The sequence below is a fragment of the Lysinibacillus sp. GW823-FHT06C08 genome (genome assembly GCF_058795135.1).
Genome location: NZ_JBXAHN010000001.1, coordinates 935,580 through 959,454, shown reverse-complemented (window position 1 = coordinate 959,454; position 23,875 = coordinate 935,580). Strand labels below are relative to the sequence as shown.

Genomic DNA, 23,875 nt, shown 5'->3' with positions numbered 1-23,875 from the left:
GCATGTTACTATATATTGTAGTGAAATTTCCTAGTGCATTGTATACTTCATAGGTTTCAACCACCCACATTCATTATCTTGTTTATTGAAAGCAATGAATCGTTCACTCATCTTGGCAAGCATTTGAAATAAATCTAAATCTAGCATTCGTGAACCTTCACAATAAACACAAATCTTACGATCGACTAAATAAATAGCCATTTTGCCTTTTATCGGATGTTCTAAAAACAAAGCATTACGAGCTCTTTCTAAATGTGCATATTTGGAATCAAGTTGATGCTCCAACATTGCTGCTATTTCATCAAAACGAACGGATTCACATATATACGCAAGCTCTTTTAAGGATTTCTCATTGGCGTCTTCACAGCCTTGCATCATCTCTAACAACTTTCGCTCTCTGCCAAAAATAAACGTTAAATGCTCTTCTTTTATCTTATATATGGAATAGGTTCTCACCAGAAATCCTCCTTCGCTCAGTTTATTTTCCATAAGTATAGCTCATCCCATCTTGTTAATTTGTCAAACGGAGGAAGGTTTCATCTTCTATTTTTGTCGAAAAGCTTCTAGTTTAGGATCTAAAAATTACTTTATGGCAGATCATAATTAGCTCTTAAAATGAACTGCTATTTTTCAATGAAAACAAGCAAGATACACTCATTGTGTACGCCAAAAACCCACTTTTGTTGCAGCCTAGATAGTTCTCAGCCTCAAGACCTAGTAGAAAATCAATTTCGAGTCCGTTTTAGACAATCTTGTAAATAGGTAACATAAAGGTACAAACGAAAGGAGCTAAAACAAATGAGAAAATTTCTTTTATTAACTGGAGGGGTTATCGCAGCATGTGTTGCACTAGCCTTAATCGGACCATTGGCAGGCTTACTATTCTCCGGATTATTTGTAGCACTAGGGATGCATTTTTACATGGCGAGCAAGTCTAATTTCGGTAAAATCTTTTGGTTCGCGGTTGGTCTAATCGGTATCCTATCAGCAGTATCGAACATTCCTGCAATGATTGGTCTTGCAGCAATCGCAATTGTCTATGTCATTTATAAAAAATGGAATGGCGAAGATGTAAAAATCCCAACAATTGAAAATAAAAAAGAAGAAGATCCATTTACAAACTTCGAAAAAGAATGGTCAAATTTAACAAAATAAAAGGAGAGAATGAATATGAATTTATTTCAACGTTTTAGATATACAGTAGAGGCAGACTTACATCAGTTATTTGATAAGAAGGAACAAAAAAATCCAATTGCTATGTTAAATCAGTACATCCGTGAAGCTGAAAAACAAACGGAAGAAACAGGTAAATTATTAGAACGTCAAGGACAATTAAAAGAAAAGCTTGAGCAAGAATATCAACAAAATGCAGATTTACTTGCTAAGCGTGAATCTCAACTGACATTAGCACAAACTAGTGGCGAGCAAGATTTAATTGATTTTGCAACAGATGAAGTGACAGCTTACACTGCCCGTAATCATACGTTACAGGCGAGTATCGAAGCAAGTACACGTGAATATTTCGAGTTAGAGCGTAAATTTGAAACAATGAAACATAAAATTAAAGACATGAAAGTTCGTCAATTACAGTTAATGGGCAAAGAAAACGTCACTCGTGCCCATCATCAAATGGATGGTATGATTGCCAAAAATAATAAAACAAATTTTGAAGATTTGGAAGCTTATATTGATAAATTGGCTTATCAAATTGACAAAGATCATGAAGTTACAACATTTGAAGCAAGATTGGCACAATTAGAAAAAAAAGCTTCAGAGGAAAGCTCTCCACTGCTAATTGAAAATAAATAACATGTTATAATGGAAGCAATGCGCCAACTCTAACCGGCGCATTCTTTCACGTTTTAAAACAGAGGGTCCCATTCCCTCTTTTATACTATTAGTAGAAAGAAGGATGACCCTCTTGCAAAATTTCACTACAAATAAGCTCACATTTTGGGTACTATGCTTCTTTTTACTCGTTTTTGTGGAGCTTACTATTTTTAATAATGGTGGCGCCTTTTGTTTATTGATTGGGGCCGTACTGCTTTATTTAAGCTTTTCTAAAAAAGTCCGCTTTTTTAAATGGACCGGCATATTCTTCATTGCGATTGCATTATTCACAATGTGGAGCCTCCGTCTATTCATTGTAATTATGCTCTTATATATGCTTTATCAATACTTACAACGAGAAAATGAACCAAAAATAGTTGGTGCTGAGCTTTTTGAAAAACTATCTACCTCGAAAAATGACTTAATTGGCACCATACCAGCACCAACTGAAGCATATAAATGGCAAGATGTGCAAATTCAACGTTTAGCAGGAGATATTACAGTTGACACGACGCAAACGATTTTGCCTGCTGGCACAAGTCTAATTACAATTCGTCAAGGTATCGGTAAAGTTCAAATCTATATCCCCTATGAAATACCTTTTCGTATACACTATACAACCCTATTTGGTGAGCTTACTTGCTTACATGTGGGTCCACAACGTATTTTAAATGAAAGTGTTAGCTTTTCTGATGGAAATCCTGAGGATGCAAAACGCATTTTAATTATTCATGTTGCAACATGGCTTGGAGATTTGGAGGTGCTGCGTAAATGATTGCCTTTATCTCAAGATTATTTACCTTATTATTCATTTTAATGAGCGCTACATTCGGATTGCTTGTTGCAGTATGGGGAAATCCTGATGAGAAAACTTGGGAACCTTTATGGCGACAAAATTATGATAATTTTCCTCTTGGGGGAATTATTGTAGTCAGCTTATTTGCTCTTAGCTTCCTCTTTGCCAGTTGGATTAGTATGACTGCTCGTGCCCGAGAGGCTCAAGCAACGAAAATTGTAAAGCAGTTAATCGAACCTGATTTTGTGCTTTCTAAAAAGCAAGCCCTTCCGAAACCATTAAAAAAAGCACTTGTGCAAACAAGTGAATTAATAGATACACAGCGTAAAAGTCTACAGCGCTTATCCAATGAACGTGCAGAAGCTCATGACAAAATTATACAGGAACGCATCATTGCTGAACGTCAACGTCTGGCTAGAGAATTACATGATTCTGTGTCGCAGCAATTATTTGCGGCCTCCATGTTGCTTTCTGCATTAACGGAAAATGACGAAAATGCGACTAGCTTAAAGCAAGTGGAAAAAATAGTTCAGCAAGCACAGCTCGAAATGCGTGCATTATTATTACACTTACGACCTGTTGCACTTCGCAATAAAACACTTGCGCAAGGCTTAGAGGAATTAATTATTGAGCTTCAGCAAAAGGTTTACTTCCATATTGAATATGAGCTAGAAGAAATGGCATTAACGAAAGCAGAAGAAGATCACCTATTCCGCATTGCCCAGGAAGCCCTCTCTAATACACTTCGACATGCCAAAGCCAGTGAGGTTGAATTGTTGCTTGTTGCACGAGATGACTTAGCCATTTTACGCATTCAAGATAATGGTTTAGGCTTTGATGTAGAGGCAGATAAATCCACTTCTTACGGCTTGCAAAATATTGCCGAACGAGCTGTTGAAATTGGCTGCACATATAAAATTGTGTCAGTCCCTGAAGAAGGAACGATTGTCGAAGTTAAAATTCCACTACATAAAGAGGAGGTCAATGACAATGATACAAGTGCTCATAGTGGATGATCATGAAATGGTGCGTATCGGCGTTTCGGCGTACTTATCCGCACAGCCAGATATTACAGTTGTGGGAGAGGCTGAAAACGGGCAAGAAGCAGTTGAGCGTGCCCTTGCCCTAAAGCCTGATATTATTTTAATGGATAATGTTATGCCCATTATGACTGGTGCTGAGGCAACAGCAGAAATTTTAGCCGCCTGGCCAGAGGCAAAAATCATGATGGTGACTAGCTTTTTAGATGATGACAAAGTCTACCCTGCTTTAGAGGCAGGAGCAGTGAGTTATATATTAAAAACATCTAATGCAAAACAAATTGCGGAAGCCATTCGTAAAACAATGGGTGGCGAAACGGTATTAGAACCAGAAGTTACATCTAAAATGATGCACCGTATGCGCCACGGCAATAATACACCCCTTTACGACCATCTTACTGACCGTGAAATGGAAGTTTTATTGCTGATGGCACAAGGCAAAGCCAATCAGGAAATTGCTGACGAGCTATATATTGCTTTAAAAACTGTCAAAACACATGTAAGCAATATTCTAGCAAAGCTTGAGGTTCAAGATCGCACACAAGCCGTTGTCTATGCCTTTCAGAATGGGCTTGCGAAATAATTTCTACATAAAAAACTGCATAACCATATGCAGTTTTTTTAATTAGACATATTTTAGAAGACCCTTGCCACCGGATGTATTCCTTTAGTGATACGACAGCCAATAGTAAAAAAAATACCGCAACACCCTGCGAATTCATACGTACGCTGAGTGTTGTGGTATTTTATTAAAAATCTTATAGTGCTTTTACTTTTGCAACTACATTCTCTACAGTGAATCCGTATTTTTCCATTACAATTTCCCCTGGAGCTGATGCGCCAAATTTATCGATTGCAAGCACATCACCTTCAAAGCCGGTATATTTATGCCAGCCGAATGATGCACCCATTTCTATCGCAAGACGTTTAGTGACAGCTTTTGGTAAAACAGATTCTTTGTAAGCAGCATCTTGTTTTTCAAAGCGGTCCATAGATGGCATTGAAACGACAGCTACATCCATGCCTTCAGCTTTTAATGCTTTTTGTGCCTCAACAGCAAGTGAAACCTCTGAGCCTGTTGCAATTAAAATCGCATCCGCTACTTCTTTAGTAGCAGGAGATACTGTGTAAGCACCCTTCGTCACACCTTCACGTACTGTTTCAATAGAAGCGTTAAGTACAGGTAAGTTTTGACGAGACAATACTAATACTGTTGGCGTATTTTCTGATGCAACGGCAAGCTCCCATGCAACAGCTGATTCATTGGCATCCGCAGGACGAACAACAGATAAATTAGGCATTGCACGTAATGATGCAAGGTGTTCGATTGGTTCATGTGTTGGACCATCTTCTCCTACAGCAATCGAGTCATGTGTAAATACATACGTTACAGGAAGACCCATTAATGCTGAAAGGCGAACTGCCGGACGAACATAATCTGAGAACACGAAGAATGTACCACCAAATACATTTAAACCACCGTGAAGTGCCATACCGTTTAAAGCAGCGCCCATTGCAAATTCACGAACACCAAACCAGATGTTGCGACCAGCATAATCGTCTGCAGAAAAATCGCCTGCACCCTTCATCGTTGTTTTATTAGAGCCTGCAAGGTCAGCAGAGCCACCAAAGAATGATGGTGTTTTCTTAGCGATAGCATTAATCGCATCACCAGAAGAAGAACGTGTTGCTACAGATTTACCAGCTTCATACACTGGTAATTCAGAAGCGAAGTCTGCTGGTAATTCACCATTCATAGCATGTTCAAATTGAGCTGCTAACTCTGGGAATTCTTGTTTATAAGCAGTAAATTTCGCATTCCAAGCTTCTTCAGACTGTGCTCCTTGCACTTCAGCTGCAGCATTAAACGTATCATATACTTCAGCAGGGATTTGGAAAGGCTCGTGTGCCCACTCATAAGCAGCTTTTGTTAATACCACTTCATCTGTACCAAGTGGAGCACCATGAGAATCTGCTTTACCCGATTTATTTGGAGAACCGAAACCAATCACTGTTTTCACTTCAATCAATGTTGGTTTGCCAGTTGATTTTTTAGCTTCTTCAATAGTTGCATTAATCGCATCAACATCTGTGCCATCTGCAACTTTTAAATAATTCCAACCATAAGATTCAAAACGTTTTTGTACGTTTTCTGAGAATGACTTTTCTAAGTCACCATCTAAAGAAATATCATTAGAATCGTAAAGCACGATTAATTTTTCAAGTTTTAAGTGACCAGCTAATGAAATAGCCTCTGCTGCAACGCCTTCCATTAAGTCACCATCACCACATAATGCAAATGTATAGTGGTCAACGATGTCATGACCTGGTTTATTGTAAGTAGCTGCTAAATGACGCTCAGCCATTGCCATACCTACAGTCATGGCAATACCTTGTCCTAGAGGACCAGTTGTCGCTTCCACACCTACTGTATGACCATATTCAGGATGTCCTGGTGTTAATGAATCCCATTGGCGGAAGCTCTGAATTTCCTCCATTGGTAAACCATAGCCGCCTAGATGAAGTAGGCTGTATAGAAGCATGGAACCATGACCAGCTGATAATACAAAACGATCGCGATTATACCATTTTGGGTTCGCTGGATTATGGCGTAATTGTTTTGTCCAAAGCGTATAAGCCATTGGCGCTGCCCCCATTGGTAAACCTGGGTGACCAGAATTTGCTTTTTCAATAGCATCGATTGACAAAGTTCGGATAGCATTAATTGCTAATAAATCCGCATGTTGAGTCATTATATTGTGACATCCTTTCTCGTCCTATAATTGTTCTTCTACAGTTTAGTCAACATTGCTTTAGAAAACAATGCTTTTGTAATACTATTTGTATTTTCATACATACTTTATTGAATTGTGTCACATTAATTTAGAAATTTATTTTTTTTCGCTTGTCTTACCTTCTCAGGCGTGACATCATTTCCTTCTGCATCAACCACTTTTACGTTTTCAATCGTATCACGCATTGTTGCTCTAAATGTATCTAAGTATTCCTTACGAAGCGCTGTTCGCTCCTTTGCCTCTTCATCCGTTAGTTGACCGCTTTTCGCTTTAGCAGAAAGTTCATTTATACGGTTAATTTTTTCTTTTGATAACATCGTTACACACCTTTCAGTACCTACCTTATTGAACTCAGTATGCAAAGTATAGCACGGTTTCCCATTAAATGCAGTTATACCAACCCCTATTCAAGCTGTTGAAATAAAAAATACATGACTTCCAGATGTTTGAAGTGTATAAATATTATATGGAAGGAAAAATTTAACTATCTATTGGAGGATATACATGTGAACGTGACAACTAAGCGATTACTCATTCGAACATTTCAAGAGCAGGACTGGGAAGCTGTTTATAGCTATACTTCAGATGAAAAAGTGATGCACTATATGCCTGAAGGTGTTTTCAATGAAGAACAGGCAAAGAAATTTATTGCAGAAAATAGTAACGACAAAGCAAAACATTTTGCTATTGTTTCAAATAATTGCGAGCAAGTGATTGGTCATATCGTTTTCCATCCTTGTTTCGGCGATCATACTTATGAAATCGGTTGGGTACTAAATCCAGCTTATCAAAATCAAGGCTTTGCTTCTGAAGCTGCTCGTGCTGTATTAGACTATGGATTTAATGAAAAGAAACTTCATAGAATTATTGCAACGTGTCAGCCCGAAAATATCGCTTCCTATAAAGTTATGGAAAAGATCGGAATGAGGCGTGAAGGATATTTTAAAAAGTGTATACCATATGGGAATGAATGGTGGGACGAATACTATTACGCAGTTTTACGTGAAGATTGGAATATTTTATTAGAAGATTAGAAGAACGTTAAACGCTTGTGAAAATGCGCGCCTATAAACGTTGTTGGGCACTGCATCTATGATCCGACCATACAATTTAGCTTGATGAACTTCTGAAGAAGTCCTATTGAGGAGGTATGTTTCGATGGCAAAATTTCATCCTGATTACATGATTACTATGAAAGATTTTGTAAAAGAACACTCAGACCTATTACGAAAACAAACGCAAGACGTTGCAATACCAGTTCCCTTAGAGGACCGACATATATTATTTTCTATGCTTCAATATTTAAAAAACAGCCAAGACCCGATTTTAATAAAAAAGTATAAACTCCGTCCTGGTAGTGGCCTCTCTGCCAATCAAATTGGCGTAGATAAGAGAATGTTTGCTGTACTTTTTGAGAATCACGACCAAAAACATGAAATGATGTTCATTAACCCAAAAGTAATGAGCCATTCTTTCAATATGATCTATTTGCCTGAGGGTGAAGGGTGTCTGTCTGTTAATCGACCTGTTCACGGTTTTGTACCAAGATATGAACGAATTAAAGTAAAAGCCTATAATATTGATGGACAGGAATTTATTATGTCTTTAAAAGGCTATGAATCTATCGTTGTACAACATGAAATCGATCATTTAAACGGCATTATGTTTTATGATCGAATTAATAAAGATAACCCTTTTCAGCTACCCAAAAATGTTATTATTGAAAGCTTATATTAAAAAAAATTAGCGGGCTATATTATTTGCCTGCTAATCTTTCTTGATGCTCTTGGAATCGGCGATGTACGGTTGCCTTACTTACCTCAAAGCCTAGTCCTCTAAGCGTAATGGAAATTTCCTCAAAGGTAAAACCACGATTCCGTAGCTTCACAATTTCATCAACAGGGAGTTCTTTACGTTCCTGACCATGTGGATTGCCACGATTGGATAGGTTATTTTCAGGGCGATAGCCATTTTCAACAGCACGTCGCATACCTCTGCGGATTTTTGCATTATGTATTCTACGTTGATATTCCTCTACAATTGCTAAAATCTCTAGTAGCATCGTATCCATTTCGTTTAATTGGACTGGTCCTGCATCACGCATCGAATAAACATCTGTTGCTGATTTTTGTAATAAATGCAATACTGCCATTCTTGCATTTCCACGACCTAAACGAGTTTCATCTTGTACAAAAAGAGCTTTTATTTCCTTCTCTTTTATAAAATCAAGCATTTCAAGTAAGCCTTCGCGTTCAACATCATAACCGCTATGCTTATCTTTAAAAACACCCTTTACTTCATAGCCTTGTTCTTTAGCATAGTGCACTAATTCTTCTTGTTGGCGCTCTAATGAGGAGCTTTGCGTTTCTTTTTCAGTACTTACTCGGCAATAGATAACAGCCGTCATTTGATTATTTTTCATTGTTCGTTTCTCGCAATTTCAATAGTTTTGATGGGACTGGCTTGATCACTCAAAACTGGAATGACTAGAGATTTACCTGCCACGATTTTAATGTCTGCTAACTCATTTTCTGATTTGACAAGCTTAATCCAATCTTCTTTACTCATTTTACCACGGTATTGTTCTGCTAACGACCACAAGCTATCCCCATGTTCGATTTGAATTTCAGCGTAATTAACATCCCCCGGATCAGTGATGTAAAGGTAACTTGCGAAGAGTAAACAAGCACCTAATAATATAGTGATATGTGTATTTTTCTTTAGCCATGTCATCATTAAAACCTCATTTCTAGAATGTTTGTTCGGAATGTATGTTCTCATAATAAAGCGAACAAACGTTTTTGTCAAACACTTTTCGAACCTATGTTTGCATACGTGTTCGCATTCTGTTATACTATCAAATAAGAAGATTGATATTAGAAAAAAGAGGTGAGCAATCATGAAAAAAGTATCGAAAAGACAAGAGGACATTTTAGCGTTCATTAAAGACGAGGTACGAGCTAAAGGGTATCCGCCATCAGTCCGTGAAATCGGGGAAGCTGTTGGACTTGCTTCAAGTTCAACTGTTCATGGTCATTTGGCTCGATTAGAACAAAAGGGTTTTATTCGTCGAGATCCAACTAAGCCACGTGCTATTGAAATTCTTGAGCCTGAGGAATCCATCCAAAAGCAACATGTCATCCATGTACCACTTGTAGGGAAGGTTACAGCAGGTTCTCCTATTACAGCTATCGAAAATATTGAAGAGTATTTCCCACTGCCAGATACATATGGCACGAGTGAGGATCAGTTATTCATGTTAGAAATTATGGGTGAATCGATGATTGAAGCAGGAATTTTAGATGGTGACTTAGTGATCGTAAAGCAAAAGTCAACGGCCATTAACGGAGACATTGTTGTAGCCATGACAGCTGAGGATGAAGCTACTGTAAAACGCTTCTTTAAGGAAAAAAACCATTTCCGTTTACAGCCTGAAAATTCATCAATGGAACCGATTATCGTCGATCAAGTATCAATTTTGGGACAAGTTGTTGGTCTTTACCGCCGTGTACATTAATTAAATGAGGGTTTGAGGATTGTGTTCCTTCACTGAGCATATATCCTCTTTTTTACGCAAAAAAAAGAATCCATTAACTATTGGATTCTTTTTACAATGACCTCTCTATGCTTCTTTTTTAAATTTCAAGCTCGCTTCAACAAATGCTGCAAATAACTTTTGTGCATGCTGATCTCCCGCTACAGCTAATTCCTCTGGGTGCCATTGGACAGCCAAACAGAATGGTAATTCTTCATGCACCACTGCTTCAATAATGCCATCACATGATTTCGCTGCAACTTTTAAATTCTCCGCTAGTACATTCACTGACTGATGATGAAAAGAATTGACGGCAATTTTCTCTTGTTCCAGAATAGTCGCTAATAAATTCTCCGCAATAATTTGTACATAATGCGTTGCTACTGACCTACCAGCTTGTTGCATATGTTTGATTAGCTTCGTACTATAATGGTCACTATCAATGTCCTGATATAACGTCCCACCTAATGCAACATTTAATATTTGGATACCCCGACAAATGCCAAAAATAGGCATTTTACGTACAAATGCAGCCTCAATTAATGCTAATTCCACGGCATCTCTAGCTGGATGAATTTTACCTAGCTTTGGTGAAGGCTCCGCTCCAAATAGAAAAGGATGTACATCATAGCCTCCCGATAGCATTAAGCCATCCGTAAGGGCTAAAATTTGAGCAGCATCTTCCTCCACACCTAACGGAATAATAAGGGGGATACCACCCGCCTTAATAATACTTTTGCTGTAAGCAGCATTTAAATGAGCTGATAAATCATCTTCTACAAAAGCTGTAATTCCAATAATCGGCTTCACTTGATTCCCCTCCACAACATTGAAGATTAAACACTTACCAATAACCTAAATACCAATTGATGAACGAATCTCCGTAGAAATAAACAATAGTAGCGGCTAATGCAATAGATGGACCAAAGGGAATATGTGTTTGTCTTCCTTGTTTATGCTTTAATAAGACAACTATTCCGATTATCATACCTATGATAGCGGCAATAAATAAAGTCAACAACGTATGAATAGTACCGAGAACGAGACCAATTAAAAAGAAGAATTTAATATCGCCCCCTCCCATTCCACCTTTCGATAAGACCGCAATACTGTATAATATGCCAAAACCAACGAGTGCACCCACTAGGCTGTCCCACCAAGGTGTTAAGGGTGACAGTACACGTCCTATGACCAAAAAAGGCAAAAAGAATAAAAGAATCTTATCTGGAATTAACAGATAGATAAAATCTGAAACAACTATAATGACTAACAATGAGATGAACGATAAAGCTACTAAAAATTCTAAACTCCAGTTTAGCTCCAAATAAGCAAAGGCGAATAATCCCCCAGTTAACAATTCTATCACTGGATATAGCCAAGAAATTTTAAAGCCACAGCCTCTACATGTTCCTCTTAAAAACAGATAAGACAATACTGGCACTAAATCAAGAGCCGTCAATTGTCTCTGACAGCTCGTACAATGGGAGGAAGGATATACAAGAGACTCCTTCCGCGGCACACGTAAGCCAACTACATTATAAAAAGAGCCAAAGACTAGACCAACTAAAAAAATGATAATTGTATAAGCCATTTCCAAATTTATGTCCTCCTAAACCAATAGGCGCCCATACAATAAGTATGATGCGCCTATTCATATAATTATTGTAGTCTTGCTCAGCAATCCCCGTATCGAATGTTATTCAAAACAATGGACATTGAAAATGAGTGATGTATTTGAAGAATATTTCATAAAAGGTTTGAAGTCATACGGTACGAAGAAAGAGGGAGTAGAGTAAGAGTAGTATCAGTTTAGCACAATATAAAAGAGATTCCAAAAATTATTGGAATCTCTTCAATTTATTTCCTCAGCAACCTACCTGACAAGAGCATGCCAATGCCACCAATTGTTATAAATAGAACAGCTCTAATTAATAAATCAAGGGCTGATAAGTCAAAGAAAATAAGCTTGATAAACGCAATGACTAAAATAACAAAACCTGTAGTATGAAGCGTTTTTAAATGTTGTGTGGAACTAAGCCATAGCGAAATGCTCGCTGTGAGGAATAATGTAATCGTTGTAAGAGCTATACTTAGCTTCCAATCAAGTAGATGACTATACGTAAATTGATGAACAAGCCCCCATATTGAGATCATTGTGAGTACGACACCTGAGCTAACAATAGTGTCTACATATTTCCCCATTCGCTCTTCATACAGCCGATAAATACGGCCCTTTACTAGAACGTCTATAATAATCGCCATAATTACTGCTATATAAACTAATCTGGTCATCATATTTAAGCTATCCATCATAGAAGGCTTTGTGCTGATCATCAAAGATAATACTATAAAGAATGCTCCAAGGACAGGTGTTAAAGCACGCCCTTTGAATTTCTCTGACACGAGCAGAGATCCTGCAAACAAAGCAGCTAGTGCAATACACATCAAATACTGAATACCATTTGTTGCCGCGAAATAGGCTGAATCTAGTTTGCTCATATATGCTAAGAAGTAGCCTGTGGCTATTACTGCTAAAATATCTATGGCATATAAATCCTTCATGACTTTCTCAAAAGGTGATAACGTTTCTTTTGGGCGTCTAGCATACAAGTAAATGACTACTAGATAAATAATTGGCATGAACAGACTTAAATGCTCAAAGCTAATAAATGGTGTCGGTTCATGGAAAATGAAGTTTAGCAATAATGTAATCACAAGGAAAAATGATGTGACTACCTTCATCATACTGGCACGTAATCGTAAGCTCATCATTACACCTGCAAAAGCGATCAATGGATATAGTAAATCATCCACTTTATCAGGGATATTCATAATAAGTAGCGTATTGCATACGGCAATAAACGCGAGTGTTATAGCACTATCAAATACTTCCTGCCATTTTTGACGATGACTATAAAACGCTAATGCTATTAATAAACCAATGAAAATAAGTAGCACCGCTTCTCCATATTCGAGTGAACGTATGATCAGGTTCATCAGCAATAAACTAAATGACCCTAACGAAAATTGGAGACCAATATGAAGAGGTTTCCATTTAGATTGTGCATTATATAATCGACACCAGCTTACATAAAAGATTGCTAGTATAGCAAGTAAACCAAAAGCAAAGACAACTTGCTTGTCATGATTCATAAATGCTACAACACCTATTGCTAGCACTGAGAAAAAGGTTGAAATATAAAGAGCAAGCTTTTGCTTGTGCTGTTGGACAACCAATTGCAGCATGGCAAATAAAACGATAACAAATAGTAAAATAATGACGGCACTAAAGTCCATATATTCTAATAAATAAGGTAGTAATAACGAGGTAAAAGCAACAAAAACAGTTAATGCCTCATTTTTCTTTAAGTAACTTATGGCAATACCATAGCCAATATAAAGAACCGTAATACCAAGTGCTGGTGTAAGATGGATGATTTCATACAAAATGGCACTAGCTGCAGTCGTTAATATCCCAACAATGAATGCTCCACCATATAATGAGACCGTAATAGCAGGTGAGCCTACTTTTCTACGTTCCAGAATATAAGCGATAATCGCCAATCCTACCGATAATGAATAGGCAAGGATGATTTTCACGCCATTCGATAAATAACCATAGTCACTAACAAGTTTGAGACCCCAAAGTACCCCCATAACTAAAATAACCATGAATACTTTTGGAAGTGCCCACATAACACGTTCCTCCATCGATGGCTGTGGTTGCACCTCTTTTTGTGCTGTTTTGACTGGGGTAGACTTCGGCTCCACTGTCGGTTTCGGTGTTGGTGTTGGTGTTGGTGTTGGTGTTGGTGTTGGTTGTATTGGAACCGATTGCTCGATCATGGACTGTCTTGCATCAAGAGTATTTATTTTTTCATTGCTTTGAATTCGCCTTAATTCACTTAACTCCTGGCGTAAATCTGCCATTTCCTCCTCAAGTTTAGCCACTCTTCGTTCCATTTCAAGGGACATTCAATCATCCTCCCCACTTTATCAATTTTCTAACATTATAACATATTTATCCTTATTGTAAAATTACACTTTTTTGAATAATTTATCGTGGTCTCCTATACATTAATGCCTTTTCACTATCACTTGTACCTTTTGTCGTTGGGTCCACTATGACACCCATTAATACAAGAATAGATAGAACTGTATTTAAAATAGATGCAATTTGCTCACTCATTGCAGCTGTCAAATCAAAGCCGAAAATCGCCCCTACTTGTTGTGCGAGTAAGAGTAACAATGAAAATAGCCCTAGTAAAAATGGTATATGTTGAAGACGAACCTTCCAGTTAATTCTCATAAAAGCTCACCTCCCCCCCTCTTGACCCAGTATATGCAGGGAGGTTATGTGACACATATGCAAAAATGGAGCTTTTGACAAGTTTACTAGATGTTTTTAATAATAATTTGCGAACTAAACTATTTTCGAGTGACGAGACAGACCAGTTGTAACCAGAATGCCAAATTCATATAGTTAGTTAGGTTGCATCCTGGAGGAGATGCTCGCCAATTTACTGAAATCGAGGGTGATTGAGATAGTGTACGAGTGGAACGCATTGAGAGCTATTGCTTGTTTAAGTATTGTGCTATTGCACGCAACGACAAATATTGAAATTATTAATGGCTTTATTGATCAACCATTCTATCAATTTTTTAGACTATTACTATGTGCCGCTACACCCATTTTCATTTTATTATCTATACTAATATTAGCTAATCGCTATCAACATCAGCTACCTTCCCATTTTTTATGGCATCGATTTCAGTTTATTGTCATGCCGTTTGTAGCTGCTGGTATTTTATATGCGGCTAATGCAGCCTTTCATTATCACGAAAATTTTTGGAATGCCTTGTATCGTCACATTATTTTAGGGGATTTTTCTGGCTGGTTTGTCATGACCATTTTTCAGCTCTATATTCTCTTTTTTATTGTGAAAAAATATCAGCTATCCAGTATATGGTTTGCTCCTATTATGTTCTTACTGGGGATTTTTTATATGACACTAGCAAAATTAAATCTAGATACCTTCGTAGAAAATGATCATTTTATGCGACTGCTCTTCATAGGCTGGCTTCCTTATTTTGTATTTGCCTATTTCATTGGTCGTCATTATGAAAAATTCACGTATTATATCGTTAAATATAAGTTCTTTACCGTTTTATCGGTCATACTTGCAACAGTCATGATCTATATAAATTATTATTTAGGCGACCAGCAAATTACATCACGAAGAATCGATATGATGCTATTCGTGTTAGCGATGACGATTTTTATTTTAGCGTTTGCTCAAATTTTGCCTAAGCTCCCCTTCATCCATATCATCAGTCGTTATTCCTTTGGTATCTTTTTAATTCACTGGCTTATTCAAGAATATCTAGCACCCTATAGTGCCTTACTCCCTACTACTTCTCTACAAGTTACTTCACTTTTTCTAGCTACTTTACTCGTCTGTATGCTGCTCATAAAAATTATTTCCTTTCTCCCCTTTAGTGCTTACTTGATCGGCAAATCTCACCAAAAAAAGCCAATCCGTGATTAAGGTAAAAATTTGATACAATGGATAATAGTTCATTAATTATGGCGAGTACATTTATTACGTGTTGAGAATTTTAACATCATTTTAGAATGTATTTCCCTATTCTTTTCGGAAGTACTTTCTTTTAAGTGTCTTCTTATTAATTACTGCTAGCATGATTAGGAGGAAATGAACAGAATGAAACAAAAAGTGATTGCCAAAATAATTGGCTTAGAGTTTCTTATCATACTTTTCTATGTTGGTAACGGAGCTTTTGTTTCTATTAAACAACCATCTGGCCCTTTGTTACAGTTTGTTATGTTAGTTCCGCTAGCATTGGGACTCTTCTTTTATATTGCTCTGAAAAAAAACTGGCAAATGTATTTCTTTCATCCCATTCAAAAGAATCATTTATTAATGATTTTACCGCTACTTTTCGTTTTAGGAATCATCTTTGTAAGTACAAAAGGATTAAATCTCACATCATTTAGCGATCTTATTTTTATGTTTTTAATGCAAGTGCTTATTGTGGCATTTATAGAAGAGACCGTATTTAGGGGCCTTATGCTGCGAATACTTCTTGCCAAAGGTGCATTTACAGCGGTATTCATTTCTAGTTTATTGTTTGGCATTACACATGCTTTACAATTACTTGGTGGGCAATCGCTTGAAGATACTATTATTCAAATCATCTATGCCCTTTTAGTGGGCCTTGTTCTTTCTTTACTTATTTTAGATGGGCAATCGATTATTATTACGATTCTTTTCCATGGATTCAATAATTTCTTTAACTTTATGGGAAATGTAGAGAGCCCTACGCTTAGTGGTTATCTTATTATTTTAGTGTTATTTGTCTATATGCTTGTTTTATGGAAGCGAGTAAAGAAATCCTATGCTATTAATTTCATGAAAAATGCCAAGTCCACCTAGGGCTTGGCATTTTGATTAGAATAAAAGGTGTCCCACTAATGCAGCAATTGGAAGTGAGATAAGTGTACGTAATATAAATATCACCACTAAATCGAAAAATTTCAATGGAATTTTCGTACCTAAAATAAGTCCACCCACCTCAGACATATAAATTAACTGTGTGACAGAAACAACTGCTATGACAAATCTAGTGGTATCAGATTCAATACCCGCACCTAAAATAGAAGGGAGGAACATATCTGCAAAGCCCACCACCATTGTTTGTGCAGCTTCTGCCGCTTCTGGTAAGCCAAGTACCGTTAAAATAGGCTCGAAGGGTTTGCCTAAAATCACAAAGATACTTGTAAATTCAGCCAGCATCAGAGCAACCGTACCAAAAGCCATTACAATAGGCGCAACACCTATCCATAAATCAATGACATTTCTAGATCCATCTTTTATAAATTTGCGTGGATCACGATTGGCATGGGCAACAGCTAGTGCATTTTCTAAACCATGTGAGACTAAATTATAGCCCTCTGGTAATTCCTCACGTGAATAGTCTACAGGCGTACCATCTATATAGGTATCTTCCTTTTGTGCAAGTGGATAGATACGAGGCATAATAATCGCTAATACAATTCCACAAAAGACAACTGTTAAATAGTAAGGAATAAAATAGCGTGCCAAATGAACCGTATCCAATACTACGATACAAAATGTAATAGATACTACAGAGAAGCTTGTTGCAATAATGGCTGCTTCTTTTTTGGTGTAGTTCCCCATTTCATATTGTTTACTTGTCATTAACACACCAATCGTTCCATCACCGACCCATGATGTAAGGGCATCAATGGAAGATCGTCCTGGACTTTTAAATAGGGGGCGCATAATTCTCACCATCATTGTACCGAAAAATTCAAGAAGTCCGAAATTAGTCAAAAACGGCAGAAGGAATCCTGCAAACAAGAAGATGGTAAATAAAAATGTTACAAGTCCACCATTAGGGTCCATCAGTAATCCACCAGTATTTTCGTTATTGATGGCAAAAGGACCAAAGTTAAAGACAACCATCGAAGCAAAAACTAAGCCGATACAGCGGGTAATCGTCCAAAACCAATTAACATAAAACAATGTATCTAAAATACTTGGCTCTTTCACGTTTTTACGTGGTATGAATTTAGCCATAAGTGCGCCAATTGCTGAAATGGCAAACATAATAATTGTAAAATAACTAATGATAGGAGCAACAATAGTTGCTAAAACATTTGCTAAAATCGCAATCGGTACCTTCCAGCCTTCTTCTGTTAAGACAGGTGTCATAAATAAAAAAATACCAATTAAAGAAGGGATAATAAAATAAACATATGTAGAAACAGCATACTTTTTCATTTTTTGATTAAAACCTCATTTCTATTAAGCATGAAATTGCAATTTGATCTATTTCCCAATCTACTATTCTACGAGCTCGACATGTTGTGTCCATTCAAAATCTCCCCTCATACCTTGTTAAAATACTATTACAAAAACAATTAAGTTTTGAGCTTTAAACAGAAAAACACTTACATCATTCATGTTTTTATAACATTACTTTGTTATAAAACTAGTTAAACGCCACAAGTAAATTGGTTAAAACTTACAGCTAATTGAATTTTTATACAGACAAACTACTGACACTTCAATCTAGTATAACAATATTTCAACATAACAAACAGAAATTTTTTAGGAAAAAAAAGTGAATAAACACGACATTTATTCACTTTGAGGAATGATATACTTTATGAGGTTAAACGAGCCTTTTGATTTTAGGACAGGAGATACAATAGTCATTTGTTTCGTCAGATGTATGATAATAAAAACAACATGTTTTTCTTAAGCGTATAGGGTGCTTGGATTCCTTTATCTTCACTTTCGGTCCACAATATTTTTTCAAAGGATTCTTCTTTTCGCCAAAGAGAGCACCTGGTGCTTGATTTACAATGTAGTCATAGTCCTCTTGTAGGCGATTGATTTCTTGCTCATTGGCCCCTTCTCTTATTTTCGTTTCGTATAGCCAATTGACATAAATAGCGGTATTTTCCCATAAAATTGTTTTTGGAATTTTACTTATTTTCGTTAATGACTGCCACGCTTTTGCTAGATTATCCGCAAAAATCCCTTTAAGCACCTCGTCACGCCATGCGTTACGATCTGTTGTAGGTTCTGACACCATATGATCAATAAACCGAACGTTAGGCAGCCATGGTTTCGCATGACCTTCTGCTTCTACCCAAATATTTTCGATAGCAACTTGTAGCCCTTTATCATATCTCGACATGGCATAGAATGCTGAAGCCATCGTCAAAACACTATAGCGCTTTCCAAATAACGATGCCGTCACTAATAAAGAAGGCGATTGAAAAAAAGGAGCGATTGTTTGTAAATAGACTAGAGCCTGTTCAGCGTCCAATAGATTTTTGGCACTTATGGAGTAAGTAGCGTCTATTGCTGGCTCAAACGTCAATCGATAATCCCTTAATAATATTGGTATTTCTTCAGCTGACAGTTTGTTGCTCAAGTGGCCGCAACCTCCTCAAATGCTTCCATCTGAACTGTTCGTCCCTTACCATGCGGAACACATAACGGCGTTCCAAATAGAGGGTCTCTCATTATGGTACAGTCCATCCGAAAGACAGCTTGTACCATCTCAGGTGTCACCACTTCCTCTGGCTTACCTTGTGCGTACACCTGTTTATTTTGCACAGCTACAATATGATGAGCATAACGACAAGCTAAGTTTAAATCGTGCAATACCATAACAACTGTACGGCCTTCATTTTCATTTAAATCAAATAGTAAATCTAAAATTTCTACTTGATGAGCCATATCTAAATAAGTTGTAGGTTCATCAAGTAAAATAAGATCTGTTTTTTGAGCTAATGTCATAGCAATCCACACACGCTGGCGCTGCCCCCCGGATAATGCATCTACTGGGCGATCTGCAAATTCGGTCATCTGTGTCACCTCAAGAGCATTGTTCACAATATTTTCATCCTCTGTAGACCATTGCTTTAACCAGCTTTGATGAGGATAACGACCTTGTTTAATCAATTGTTGAACAGTTAATCCTTCTGGCGCAACAGGTCCCTGTGGGAGAATGGCTAAACGTTTTGCCACCTCTTTAGTTGAAATCGCATCTAGTGGATGATCTTCTAAAAAAATTTCACCCGACTTTGGTTTTTGCAGTCGGGCAAACGTTCTTAGGAGCGTAGATTTTCCACAACCATTGGCACCTACTAGTACCGTAATTTTCCCTTTTGGTATTTGAAGATTCAAATCTTCCAAAATAAGATTTTCACCATAGCTAACATCTAGATTTTGTACTTCTAAGACGTTTTTCAAAATCCCTTCACCTTCTTCTCTCACGCTTTTAACTCATTTATCATTAGGCATTATTGATTGCGCGTTCTAAATAGTAAATAAATAAAGAATGGTGCTCCAATAGCAGCCGTAAAGACGCCTGTTGGTAAATCCTTTGGTAAAAAGGCTGTTCGTGCAACAATGTCAGCTACAATGACAATAATGCCACCAATTATAGCAGTAACGGGTATTAATCCTGCAAAAGAACGCCCTACAAGCAGTCTACTCATATGAGGGGCTACTAATCCAACAAAGGCAATTCCACCTGCAAAAGCAACCGCAGAACCAGCTAGCATGACACTAATGAGTAAAAAAAGCAAACGGTACACTTGAACCTTTACACCCAGTCCTGTCGCAATGTCATCTCCTAATTCCTTCACATTGACTGTTCTCGCTAATACAAATGTTAAAGGTAATAAAAGAGCCACCCACGGTAAAAGCAAATAGACATCTGTCATATTCGCCCCATACAAGCTTCCAGTCAGCCATAGATAGGCCTTCGTAGTAGCAGCTACCTCGCTGATGACCAGTAACATGGTTACAACTGCCTTTGCTAATGCGGAAATCCCAATTCCAATAAGCACCATGCGAATAGGTGTGACACCTTTTCTCCATGATAGCAAGTAAATGATAAAGGAGATAATGGCCGCACCTGAAATGGCCGCTAATGGTAAAAATTGAATACCGACTGATCCCATAAAGTACACGATAAAAATAATTGCACCCATAGACGCTCCACTCGTTACACCAATAATATCTGGAGCAGCTAACGGATTGCGTATGATTCCTTGTAAAATTAAACCAGCAACTCCTAGCGCAGCACCAACTAATAAGGCCATCAATATACGTGGGAGCCTTAATGTATGTAAGACAAAATCATACTCTCCGTTCCCGTAACCTAATAACTCCTTCACTACTATGAAAGGATGAATAAAATCGCTACCTGCAGATAAGCCAATAATCGTAATGATGACTAATAATAAGCTTAATAATAGTATAATCCAACAAGTTCTTTTGGCGATTTGAAAAGATATGCGATCGGATTTCATTCGAATCGTCCTATAATTAGACATTTTTTGCTAACCCCTTTCGTGCAATATAAATAAAGAAAGGAGCACCAATTAATGCAGTCATTACACCAATTGGCATTTCTAATGGCATAATTACGTATCTTGCTGCTATATCTGCAAGCAGCAGCAAGATAGCTCCTAATACCGCACTGTACGGTATAATCCAACGATAATCCATACCAACAAGATGAATCGCAATATGAGGGACAATTAAACCAATAAAGCCAATTGAACCTGCTACAGCAACTGAGCTACCTGCAAGAATAATAATGATGATACCAAGTGTGAGTTTCGTCAGCATCGTTCGTTGTCCTAAGCCTTTTGCAATATCATCGCCTGATTGTAAAATATTTATTGAGCGACCCATACCTATTGCCACGACTGTGCCCCCTAAAATAAATGGTAGGACAGGTATGAGCATGTCAATGCTTCGACCGGATACTGACCCAGCTAACCAAAAGAGTACACTTTGTAAACCTTGCTCATCAATCACTAAAAGCCCCTGCGTAAACGAGACAAATAGAGCTGTAATCGCTGCACCAGCTAACACTATTTTAATCGGTGTTAAACCATCTCTCCCTAATGATCCAAGGAAAAACACCATAGCTCCCGCTGCACCAGCACCTAAAAAGGCAATCCACATATAACTCATTAAGGAATTAACAGAAAAAAGAGTAATGGCACTGACAATAAAAAATATTGCCCCTGCATTAATACCTAAAATATCAGGAGCTGCTAAAGGGTTTCTAGTTAATGCCCGCATTAATGCTCCCGAGATAGCAAGGCTTGCGCCAACTACTGTAGCGATCACAGCTCTTGTAAATCTAGATGTTCGAATAATGACATGCTCCTTATTAGCAGCATCATAATGAAAAATGGCATCATAGATTGACGAGAAGGGAATGGATGTTTGACCAATAGTTATGCTGAACATAAACGTCAGCAAAAGGATCAAACAACTGATGAACAACCCTAGTTGTTTCATCGAGGTAGTAGAAAGAAAAATTCTCATTTTGCGCCAACTTTCTTGATCCACATTTTAACTTATGAGAAAAGTTGCAGGTTTTTATAGGTTAAACACTACAAGGAGAGGGCTGTCATTTAAACAGCCCTAATCACTTTCTCTATTTATCTAATTCAAATTTGTCATAAATATCATCTAGCATTAAATTAGCACTAATAAATCCACCAGCTAGATTCCAATTGATTTCATCTACTTGATAAACTTGATTTGCCTTCACAGCATCAAGCTCTTTCCATAGTGGATGATTTGTCCATTCTTCATAATTCTTTTTCACTGCCTCATCATTTTCCATGAACATATAAATGACATCGGCATTCATTTGCGTAATACTCTCTTTATCCGTTAGCTTGACGATCTCCAATGAGTCATCTGTTAAATTTTTAGGACCTTGGAAGCCAAGCTCCGACAATATAGACCCTGCATACCCAGTTACATAAATACGTGCATGGTCTGCTCTGAAATTGACAACCGAAACATGGAATGGCCATTTATCGCCAAGCTTCTCTTTAATTTTTGTTTGGAAATCAGCAACTCGCGTATCCCATTCTCCAAATAACTCTTTAACCTTTTCTTCTTGATTCATTGCTTGACCCATCATTTCAGCTGTACCTTTGAAATCAAATACCGTTTCATGAGCAACAGTTGGTGCAATTTGTGATAGCTGATCATAAATTTCCTCATGACGAACTTTCGATGCAATGATTAGATCTGGTTTAAGCTTTGCAATTTCTTCAAGATTTGGTTGTGTTTCTTGTCCAACAACCGCAACACCATCTAAATCTTTCTTCAAATAATTATAAAAAGGTGCTTCAGCCCAAGATTCTACTGCTCCTACTGGCTTAATGCCCATTGCTACTGCTACATCAGTAGCCCCTTGGTATAGAGTAACGATTTTTGTAGGTGTTCCTTCAATTGTCGTAGTGCCCATAGCGTGGGTAATTTCACGGCTAGAAGACTCGTTATTACCTTCTTCAGCTTTATCCGTTTCTTGTGAACTACTACTAGAGTTTGTTGCTTTATCTCCACATCCAACCATCAAGAGAGATACTATTGATAATAAAGCAAAAAGAATAAAAATATTTTTATTGCGTAGTGATAATTTCGACATACATTTCCTCCTAAGTTATAATCAATAACGATAATCATTATCAATTAAAGAGTATACTGTATGACTGTTTTATTGACAATATCTATTTTTTCAAAAAATATACTTTTTTATTAATTTTTTATGCTCATTTAGCTTCCAGCTCGATTATCTATAGTTTAGAAGCATTAGGTTTGTTGTTTATTTGTAAAAATTTCGACACAATCATGCCAAGATGTAGGGAATTATTATTTCAACATTAGGTCGATTCAACATCATTATGACAGCGGTAAAATGTGAAAAAAGCTTTTGGTAGTTCATTCTTTCACCTAATTTGTAGGCAAATCAACATTAGATTTTCTACCATTTCAGCGACTTGTTAGATTTACCTATTCAATAATAGGCAAATAAATAGTCCCTATTGACGTCTATCTCATATCTTAATAATGAACGACAACTTATCAAAACAGGAGGTTATAACATGTTTCAACGAAGACGCCATCCGGCAAAAGGTCCACACTGCTGTCCGCCACAAACAATGCCAATGCAATTTGATCCACCACAATTTTTACCACCCGAGCAATATGTCCGTACAAATTATATCCATACAGTTGTTCCACATGTACAACCAGCACATGTCACAACAGTGAATAAACATATGATTGATCATCAATACTATTTCCCATGCACAGAATCAGTTGTTAATGAATGCTGTGAAACACATACAATGTGCGGTATGCCACCTAACCCTTGTCATATGCCGCATCATCCCCATAAACATATGGGCTATTAATAGATAGTGAGGGGCGAGTAATGCCCCTTTATTATTTCAAACAAAACAAAAACCGAGTAGCCTCTCTCAGAGGTA

General features: G+C 37.3%; 26 protein-coding genes. 11 read left to right on the top strand and 15 right to left on the bottom strand.

All coding sequences use genetic code 11. The features are described from left to right. Positions 1-30: 30 nt before the first annotated feature. Positions 31-456: a sporulation inhibitor of replication protein SirA gene (gene sirA / locus AC1Q6O_RS04440; protein ID WP_025114054.1), complete on the bottom strand. Its 426-nt coding sequence runs from the start codon at positions 454-456 to the stop codon at positions 31-33. 342 nt (positions 457-798) lie between these two features. Between sirA and AC1Q6O_RS04435 the strand changes: the two genes are divergently transcribed. The 5 genes from AC1Q6O_RS04435 (at position 799) to AC1Q6O_RS04415 (ending at position 4,249) form a co-directional block, all read left to right on the top strand. Beyond that, positions 799-1,155 carry a lmo0954 family membrane protein gene (locus tag AC1Q6O_RS04435; protein WP_008174677.1) on the top strand — a complete coding sequence of 119 codons (357 nt, stop codon included), beginning with the start codon at positions 799-801 and terminating at the stop codon, positions 1,153-1,155. Between the two features lie 15 nt (positions 1,156-1,170). Next, complete coding sequence (locus AC1Q6O_RS04430; protein ID WP_036124247.1) at positions 1,171-1,809, top strand: PspA/IM30 family protein; 639 nt, start codon at positions 1,171-1,173, stop codon at positions 1,807-1,809. 112 nt (positions 1,810-1,921) lie between these two features. After that, the gene (gene liaF, locus AC1Q6O_RS04425) at positions 1,922-2,605 is read left to right on the top strand and encodes a cell wall-active antibiotics response protein LiaF (protein ID WP_043989784.1); all 684 of its coding nucleotides are present in this window, start codon (positions 1,922-1,924) and stop codon (positions 2,603-2,605) included. Then, on the top strand, positions 2,602-3,642 hold the full coding sequence (locus tag AC1Q6O_RS04420) for a sensor histidine kinase (protein WP_025114050.1): 1,041 nt from the start codon (positions 2,602-2,604) through the stop codon (positions 3,640-3,642). The genes liaF and AC1Q6O_RS04420 overlap by 4 nt, the downstream gene beginning before the upstream one ends. After that, the gene (locus tag AC1Q6O_RS04415; RefSeq protein ID WP_008174684.1) at positions 3,617-4,249 is read left to right on the top strand and encodes a response regulator transcription factor; all 633 of its coding nucleotides are present in this window, start codon (positions 3,617-3,619) and stop codon (positions 4,247-4,249) included. The genes AC1Q6O_RS04420 and AC1Q6O_RS04415 overlap by 26 nt, the downstream gene beginning before the upstream one ends. A 175-nt stretch (positions 4,250-4,424) precedes the next feature. On the opposite strand, the gene tkt is transcribed toward AC1Q6O_RS04415, so the two are convergent. Together tkt and AC1Q6O_RS04405 are read right to left on the bottom strand one after the other, a co-directional pair. After that, the gene (gene tkt, locus AC1Q6O_RS04410) at positions 4,425-6,419 is read right to left on the bottom strand and encodes a transketolase (RefSeq protein WP_089985406.1); all 1,995 of its coding nucleotides are present in this window, start codon (positions 6,417-6,419) and stop codon (positions 4,425-4,427) included. Between the two features lie 125 nt (positions 6,420-6,544). Further along, positions 6,545-6,778 (bottom strand): DUF896 domain-containing protein, encoded by a 234-nt coding sequence (locus AC1Q6O_RS04405; protein WP_008174688.1) that lies wholly within the window; start codon positions 6,776-6,778, stop codon positions 6,545-6,547. A 189-nt stretch (positions 6,779-6,967) separates the two neighbouring features. On the opposite strand from AC1Q6O_RS04405, the gene AC1Q6O_RS04400 reads away from it, so the two are divergent. Continuing rightward, on the top strand, positions 6,968-7,495 hold the full coding sequence (locus AC1Q6O_RS04400; protein WP_170844072.1) for a GNAT family N-acetyltransferase: 528 nt from the start codon (positions 6,968-6,970) through the stop codon (positions 7,493-7,495). 124 nt (positions 7,496-7,619) lie between these two features. Next, a complete protein-coding gene (gene def / locus AC1Q6O_RS04395; RefSeq protein WP_089985403.1) occupies positions 7,620-8,198 on the top strand; it encodes a peptide deformylase in 579 nt (192 codons plus the stop codon). Between the two features lie 19 nt (positions 8,199-8,217). Here def and AC1Q6O_RS04390 read toward each other — a convergent pair whose 3' ends face one another. Next, positions 8,218-8,883, bottom strand: coding sequence for a YneB family resolvase-like protein (locus tag AC1Q6O_RS04390; RefSeq protein ID WP_089985401.1), 666 nt, complete (start codon positions 8,881-8,883; stop codon positions 8,218-8,220). Further along, positions 8,880-9,242 (bottom strand): cell division suppressor protein YneA, encoded by a 363-nt coding sequence (yneA, locus tag AC1Q6O_RS04385; protein ID WP_253734855.1) that lies wholly within the window; start codon positions 9,240-9,242, stop codon positions 8,880-8,882. The genes AC1Q6O_RS04390 and yneA overlap by 4 nt, the downstream gene beginning before the upstream one ends. A gap of 118 nt (positions 9,243-9,360) precedes the next feature. Here yneA and lexA point away from each other — a divergent pair, with 118 nt between their 5' ends. Further along, the gene (lexA, locus tag AC1Q6O_RS04380) at positions 9,361-9,978 is read left to right on the top strand and encodes a transcriptional repressor LexA (RefSeq protein ID WP_008174697.1); all 618 of its coding nucleotides are present in this window, start codon (positions 9,361-9,363) and stop codon (positions 9,976-9,978) included. A 105-nt stretch (positions 9,979-10,083) separates the two neighbouring features. Here lexA and AC1Q6O_RS04375 read toward each other — a convergent pair whose 3' ends face one another. The 4 genes from AC1Q6O_RS04375 to AC1Q6O_RS04360 form a co-directional block, all read right to left on the bottom strand. After that, positions 10,084-10,806 (bottom strand): gamma-glutamyl-gamma-aminobutyrate hydrolase family protein, encoded by a 723-nt coding sequence (locus AC1Q6O_RS04375; protein WP_089985400.1) that lies wholly within the window; start codon positions 10,804-10,806, stop codon positions 10,084-10,086. 34 nt (positions 10,807-10,840) lie between these two features. Continuing rightward, positions 10,841-11,593 (bottom strand): prepilin peptidase, encoded by a 753-nt coding sequence (locus AC1Q6O_RS04370; RefSeq protein WP_089985398.1) that lies wholly within the window; start codon positions 11,591-11,593, stop codon positions 10,841-10,843. 260 nt (positions 11,594-11,853) lie between these two features. Beyond that, complete coding sequence (locus AC1Q6O_RS04365; RefSeq protein WP_492400925.1) at positions 11,854-13,971, bottom strand: DUF2339 domain-containing protein; 2,118 nt, start codon at positions 13,969-13,971, stop codon at positions 11,854-11,856. A gap of 82 nt (positions 13,972-14,053) precedes the next feature. Further along, positions 14,054-14,305 (bottom strand): phage holin, encoded by a 252-nt coding sequence (locus AC1Q6O_RS04360; RefSeq protein WP_025114039.1) that lies wholly within the window; start codon positions 14,303-14,305, stop codon positions 14,054-14,056. Positions 14,306-14,531: 226 nt separating this feature from the next. Here AC1Q6O_RS04360 and AC1Q6O_RS04355 point away from each other — a divergent pair, with 226 nt between their 5' ends. Next, positions 14,532-15,545, top strand: a complete 1,014-nt coding sequence (locus tag AC1Q6O_RS04355) for an acyltransferase family protein (RefSeq protein WP_258955920.1) — start codon at positions 14,532-14,534, stop codon at positions 15,543-15,545. A gap of 174 nt (positions 15,546-15,719) precedes the next feature. Next, positions 15,720-16,451, top strand: coding sequence for a CPBP family intramembrane glutamic endopeptidase (locus tag AC1Q6O_RS04350; RefSeq protein WP_089985393.1), 732 nt, complete (start codon positions 15,720-15,722; stop codon positions 16,449-16,451). Positions 16,452-16,466: 15 nt separating this feature from the next. Here the strand turns inward: AC1Q6O_RS04350 and AC1Q6O_RS04345 are convergent, their stop codons facing one another. From AC1Q6O_RS04345 to AC1Q6O_RS04320, 6 genes are all read right to left on the bottom strand, one after another. Further along, the gene (locus AC1Q6O_RS04345; protein WP_008174711.1) at positions 16,467-17,822 is read right to left on the bottom strand and encodes a YjiH family protein; all 1,356 of its coding nucleotides are present in this window, start codon (positions 17,820-17,822) and stop codon (positions 16,467-16,469) included. 394 nt (positions 17,823-18,216) lie between these two features. After that, positions 18,217-18,987 (bottom strand): IucA/IucC family C-terminal-domain containing protein, encoded by a 771-nt coding sequence (locus AC1Q6O_RS04340; RefSeq protein ID WP_089985391.1) that lies wholly within the window; start codon positions 18,985-18,987, stop codon positions 18,217-18,219. Next, positions 18,984-19,811 carry an ABC transporter ATP-binding protein gene (locus tag AC1Q6O_RS04335; RefSeq protein WP_043989814.1) on the bottom strand — a complete coding sequence of 276 codons (828 nt, stop codon included), beginning with the start codon at positions 19,809-19,811 and terminating at the stop codon, positions 18,984-18,986. Before AC1Q6O_RS04335 ends, AC1Q6O_RS04340 begins: the two co-directional genes overlap by 4 nt. Before the next feature lie 50 nt (positions 19,812-19,861). Beyond that, the gene (locus AC1Q6O_RS04330; RefSeq protein WP_008174715.1) at positions 19,862-20,902 is read right to left on the bottom strand and encodes a FecCD family ABC transporter permease; all 1,041 of its coding nucleotides are present in this window, start codon (positions 20,900-20,902) and stop codon (positions 19,862-19,864) included. Beyond that, positions 20,895-21,911 carry a FecCD family ABC transporter permease gene (locus AC1Q6O_RS04325; protein ID WP_171365262.1) on the bottom strand — a complete coding sequence of 339 codons (1,017 nt, stop codon included), beginning with the start codon at positions 21,909-21,911 and terminating at the stop codon, positions 20,895-20,897. The genes AC1Q6O_RS04330 and AC1Q6O_RS04325 overlap by 8 nt, the downstream gene beginning before the upstream one ends. 112 nt (positions 21,912-22,023) lie before the next feature. Beyond that, positions 22,024-23,031, bottom strand: a complete 1,008-nt coding sequence (locus tag AC1Q6O_RS04320) for an ABC transporter substrate-binding protein (RefSeq protein WP_008174719.1) — start codon at positions 23,029-23,031, stop codon at positions 22,024-22,026. A gap of 457 nt (positions 23,032-23,488) precedes the next feature. On the opposite strand from AC1Q6O_RS04320, the gene AC1Q6O_RS04315 reads away from it, so the two are divergent. Further along, positions 23,489-23,800 (top strand): CotD family spore coat protein, encoded by a 312-nt coding sequence (locus AC1Q6O_RS04315; RefSeq protein ID WP_025114030.1) that lies wholly within the window; start codon positions 23,489-23,491, stop codon positions 23,798-23,800. Positions 23,801-23,875: the final 75 nt, after the last annotated feature.

Excerpts from the sequence above, each read along its gene's own strand:
- AC1Q6O_RS04435 (WP_008174677.1), top strand. The coding sequence starts at position 799 with ATGAGAAAATTTCTTTTATTAACTGGAGGGGTTATCGCAGCATGTGTT.
- AC1Q6O_RS04430 (WP_036124247.1), top strand. The coding sequence starts at position 1,171 with ATGAATTTATTTCAACGTTTTAGATATACAGTAGAGGCAGACTTACAT.
- AC1Q6O_RS04420 (WP_025114050.1), top strand. The coding sequence starts at position 2,602 with ATGATTGCCTTTATCTCAAGATTATTTACCTTATTATTCATTTTAATG.
- AC1Q6O_RS04415 (WP_008174684.1), top strand. The coding sequence starts at position 3,617 with ATGATACAAGTGCTCATAGTGGATGATCATGAAATGGTGCGTATCGGC.
- tkt (WP_089985406.1), bottom strand. The coding sequence starts at position 6,419 with ATGACTCAACATGCGGATTTATTAGCAATTAATGCTATCCGAACTTTG.
- AC1Q6O_RS04405 (WP_008174688.1), bottom strand. The coding sequence starts at position 6,778 with ATGTTATCAAAAGAAAAAATTAACCGTATAAATGAACTTTCTGCTAAA.
- def (WP_089985403.1), top strand. The coding sequence starts at position 7,620 with ATGGCAAAATTTCATCCTGATTACATGATTACTATGAAAGATTTTGTA.
- AC1Q6O_RS04390 (WP_089985401.1), bottom strand. The coding sequence starts at position 8,883 with ATGAAAAATAATCAAATGACGGCTGTTATCTATTGCCGAGTAAGTACT.
- yneA (WP_253734855.1), bottom strand. The coding sequence starts at position 9,242 with ATGAGAACATACATTCCGAACAAACATTCTAGAAATGAGGTTTTAATG.
- lexA (WP_008174697.1), top strand. The coding sequence starts at position 9,361 with ATGAAAAAAGTATCGAAAAGACAAGAGGACATTTTAGCGTTCATTAAA.
- AC1Q6O_RS04365 (WP_492400925.1), bottom strand. The coding sequence starts at position 13,971 with ATGTCCCTTGAAATGGAACGAAGAGTGGCTAAACTTGAGGAGGAAATG.
- AC1Q6O_RS04360 (WP_025114039.1), bottom strand. The coding sequence starts at position 14,305 with ATGAGAATTAACTGGAAGGTTCGTCTTCAACATATACCATTTTTACTA.
- AC1Q6O_RS04350 (WP_089985393.1), top strand. The coding sequence starts at position 15,720 with ATGAAACAAAAAGTGATTGCCAAAATAATTGGCTTAGAGTTTCTTATC.
- AC1Q6O_RS04345 (WP_008174711.1), bottom strand. The coding sequence starts at position 17,822 with ATGAAAAAGTATGCTGTTTCTACATATGTTTATTTTATTATCCCTTCT.
- AC1Q6O_RS04330 (WP_008174715.1), bottom strand. The coding sequence starts at position 20,902 with ATGTCTAATTATAGGACGATTCGAATGAAATCCGATCGCATATCTTTT.
- AC1Q6O_RS04325 (WP_171365262.1), bottom strand. The coding sequence starts at position 21,911 with ATGAGAATTTTTCTTTCTACTACCTCGATGAAACAACTAGGGTTGTTC.
- AC1Q6O_RS04320 (WP_008174719.1), bottom strand. The coding sequence starts at position 23,031 with ATGTCGAAATTATCACTACGCAATAAAAATATTTTTATTCTTTTTGCT.
- AC1Q6O_RS04315 (WP_025114030.1), top strand. The coding sequence starts at position 23,489 with ATGTTTCAACGAAGACGCCATCCGGCAAAAGGTCCACACTGCTGTCCG.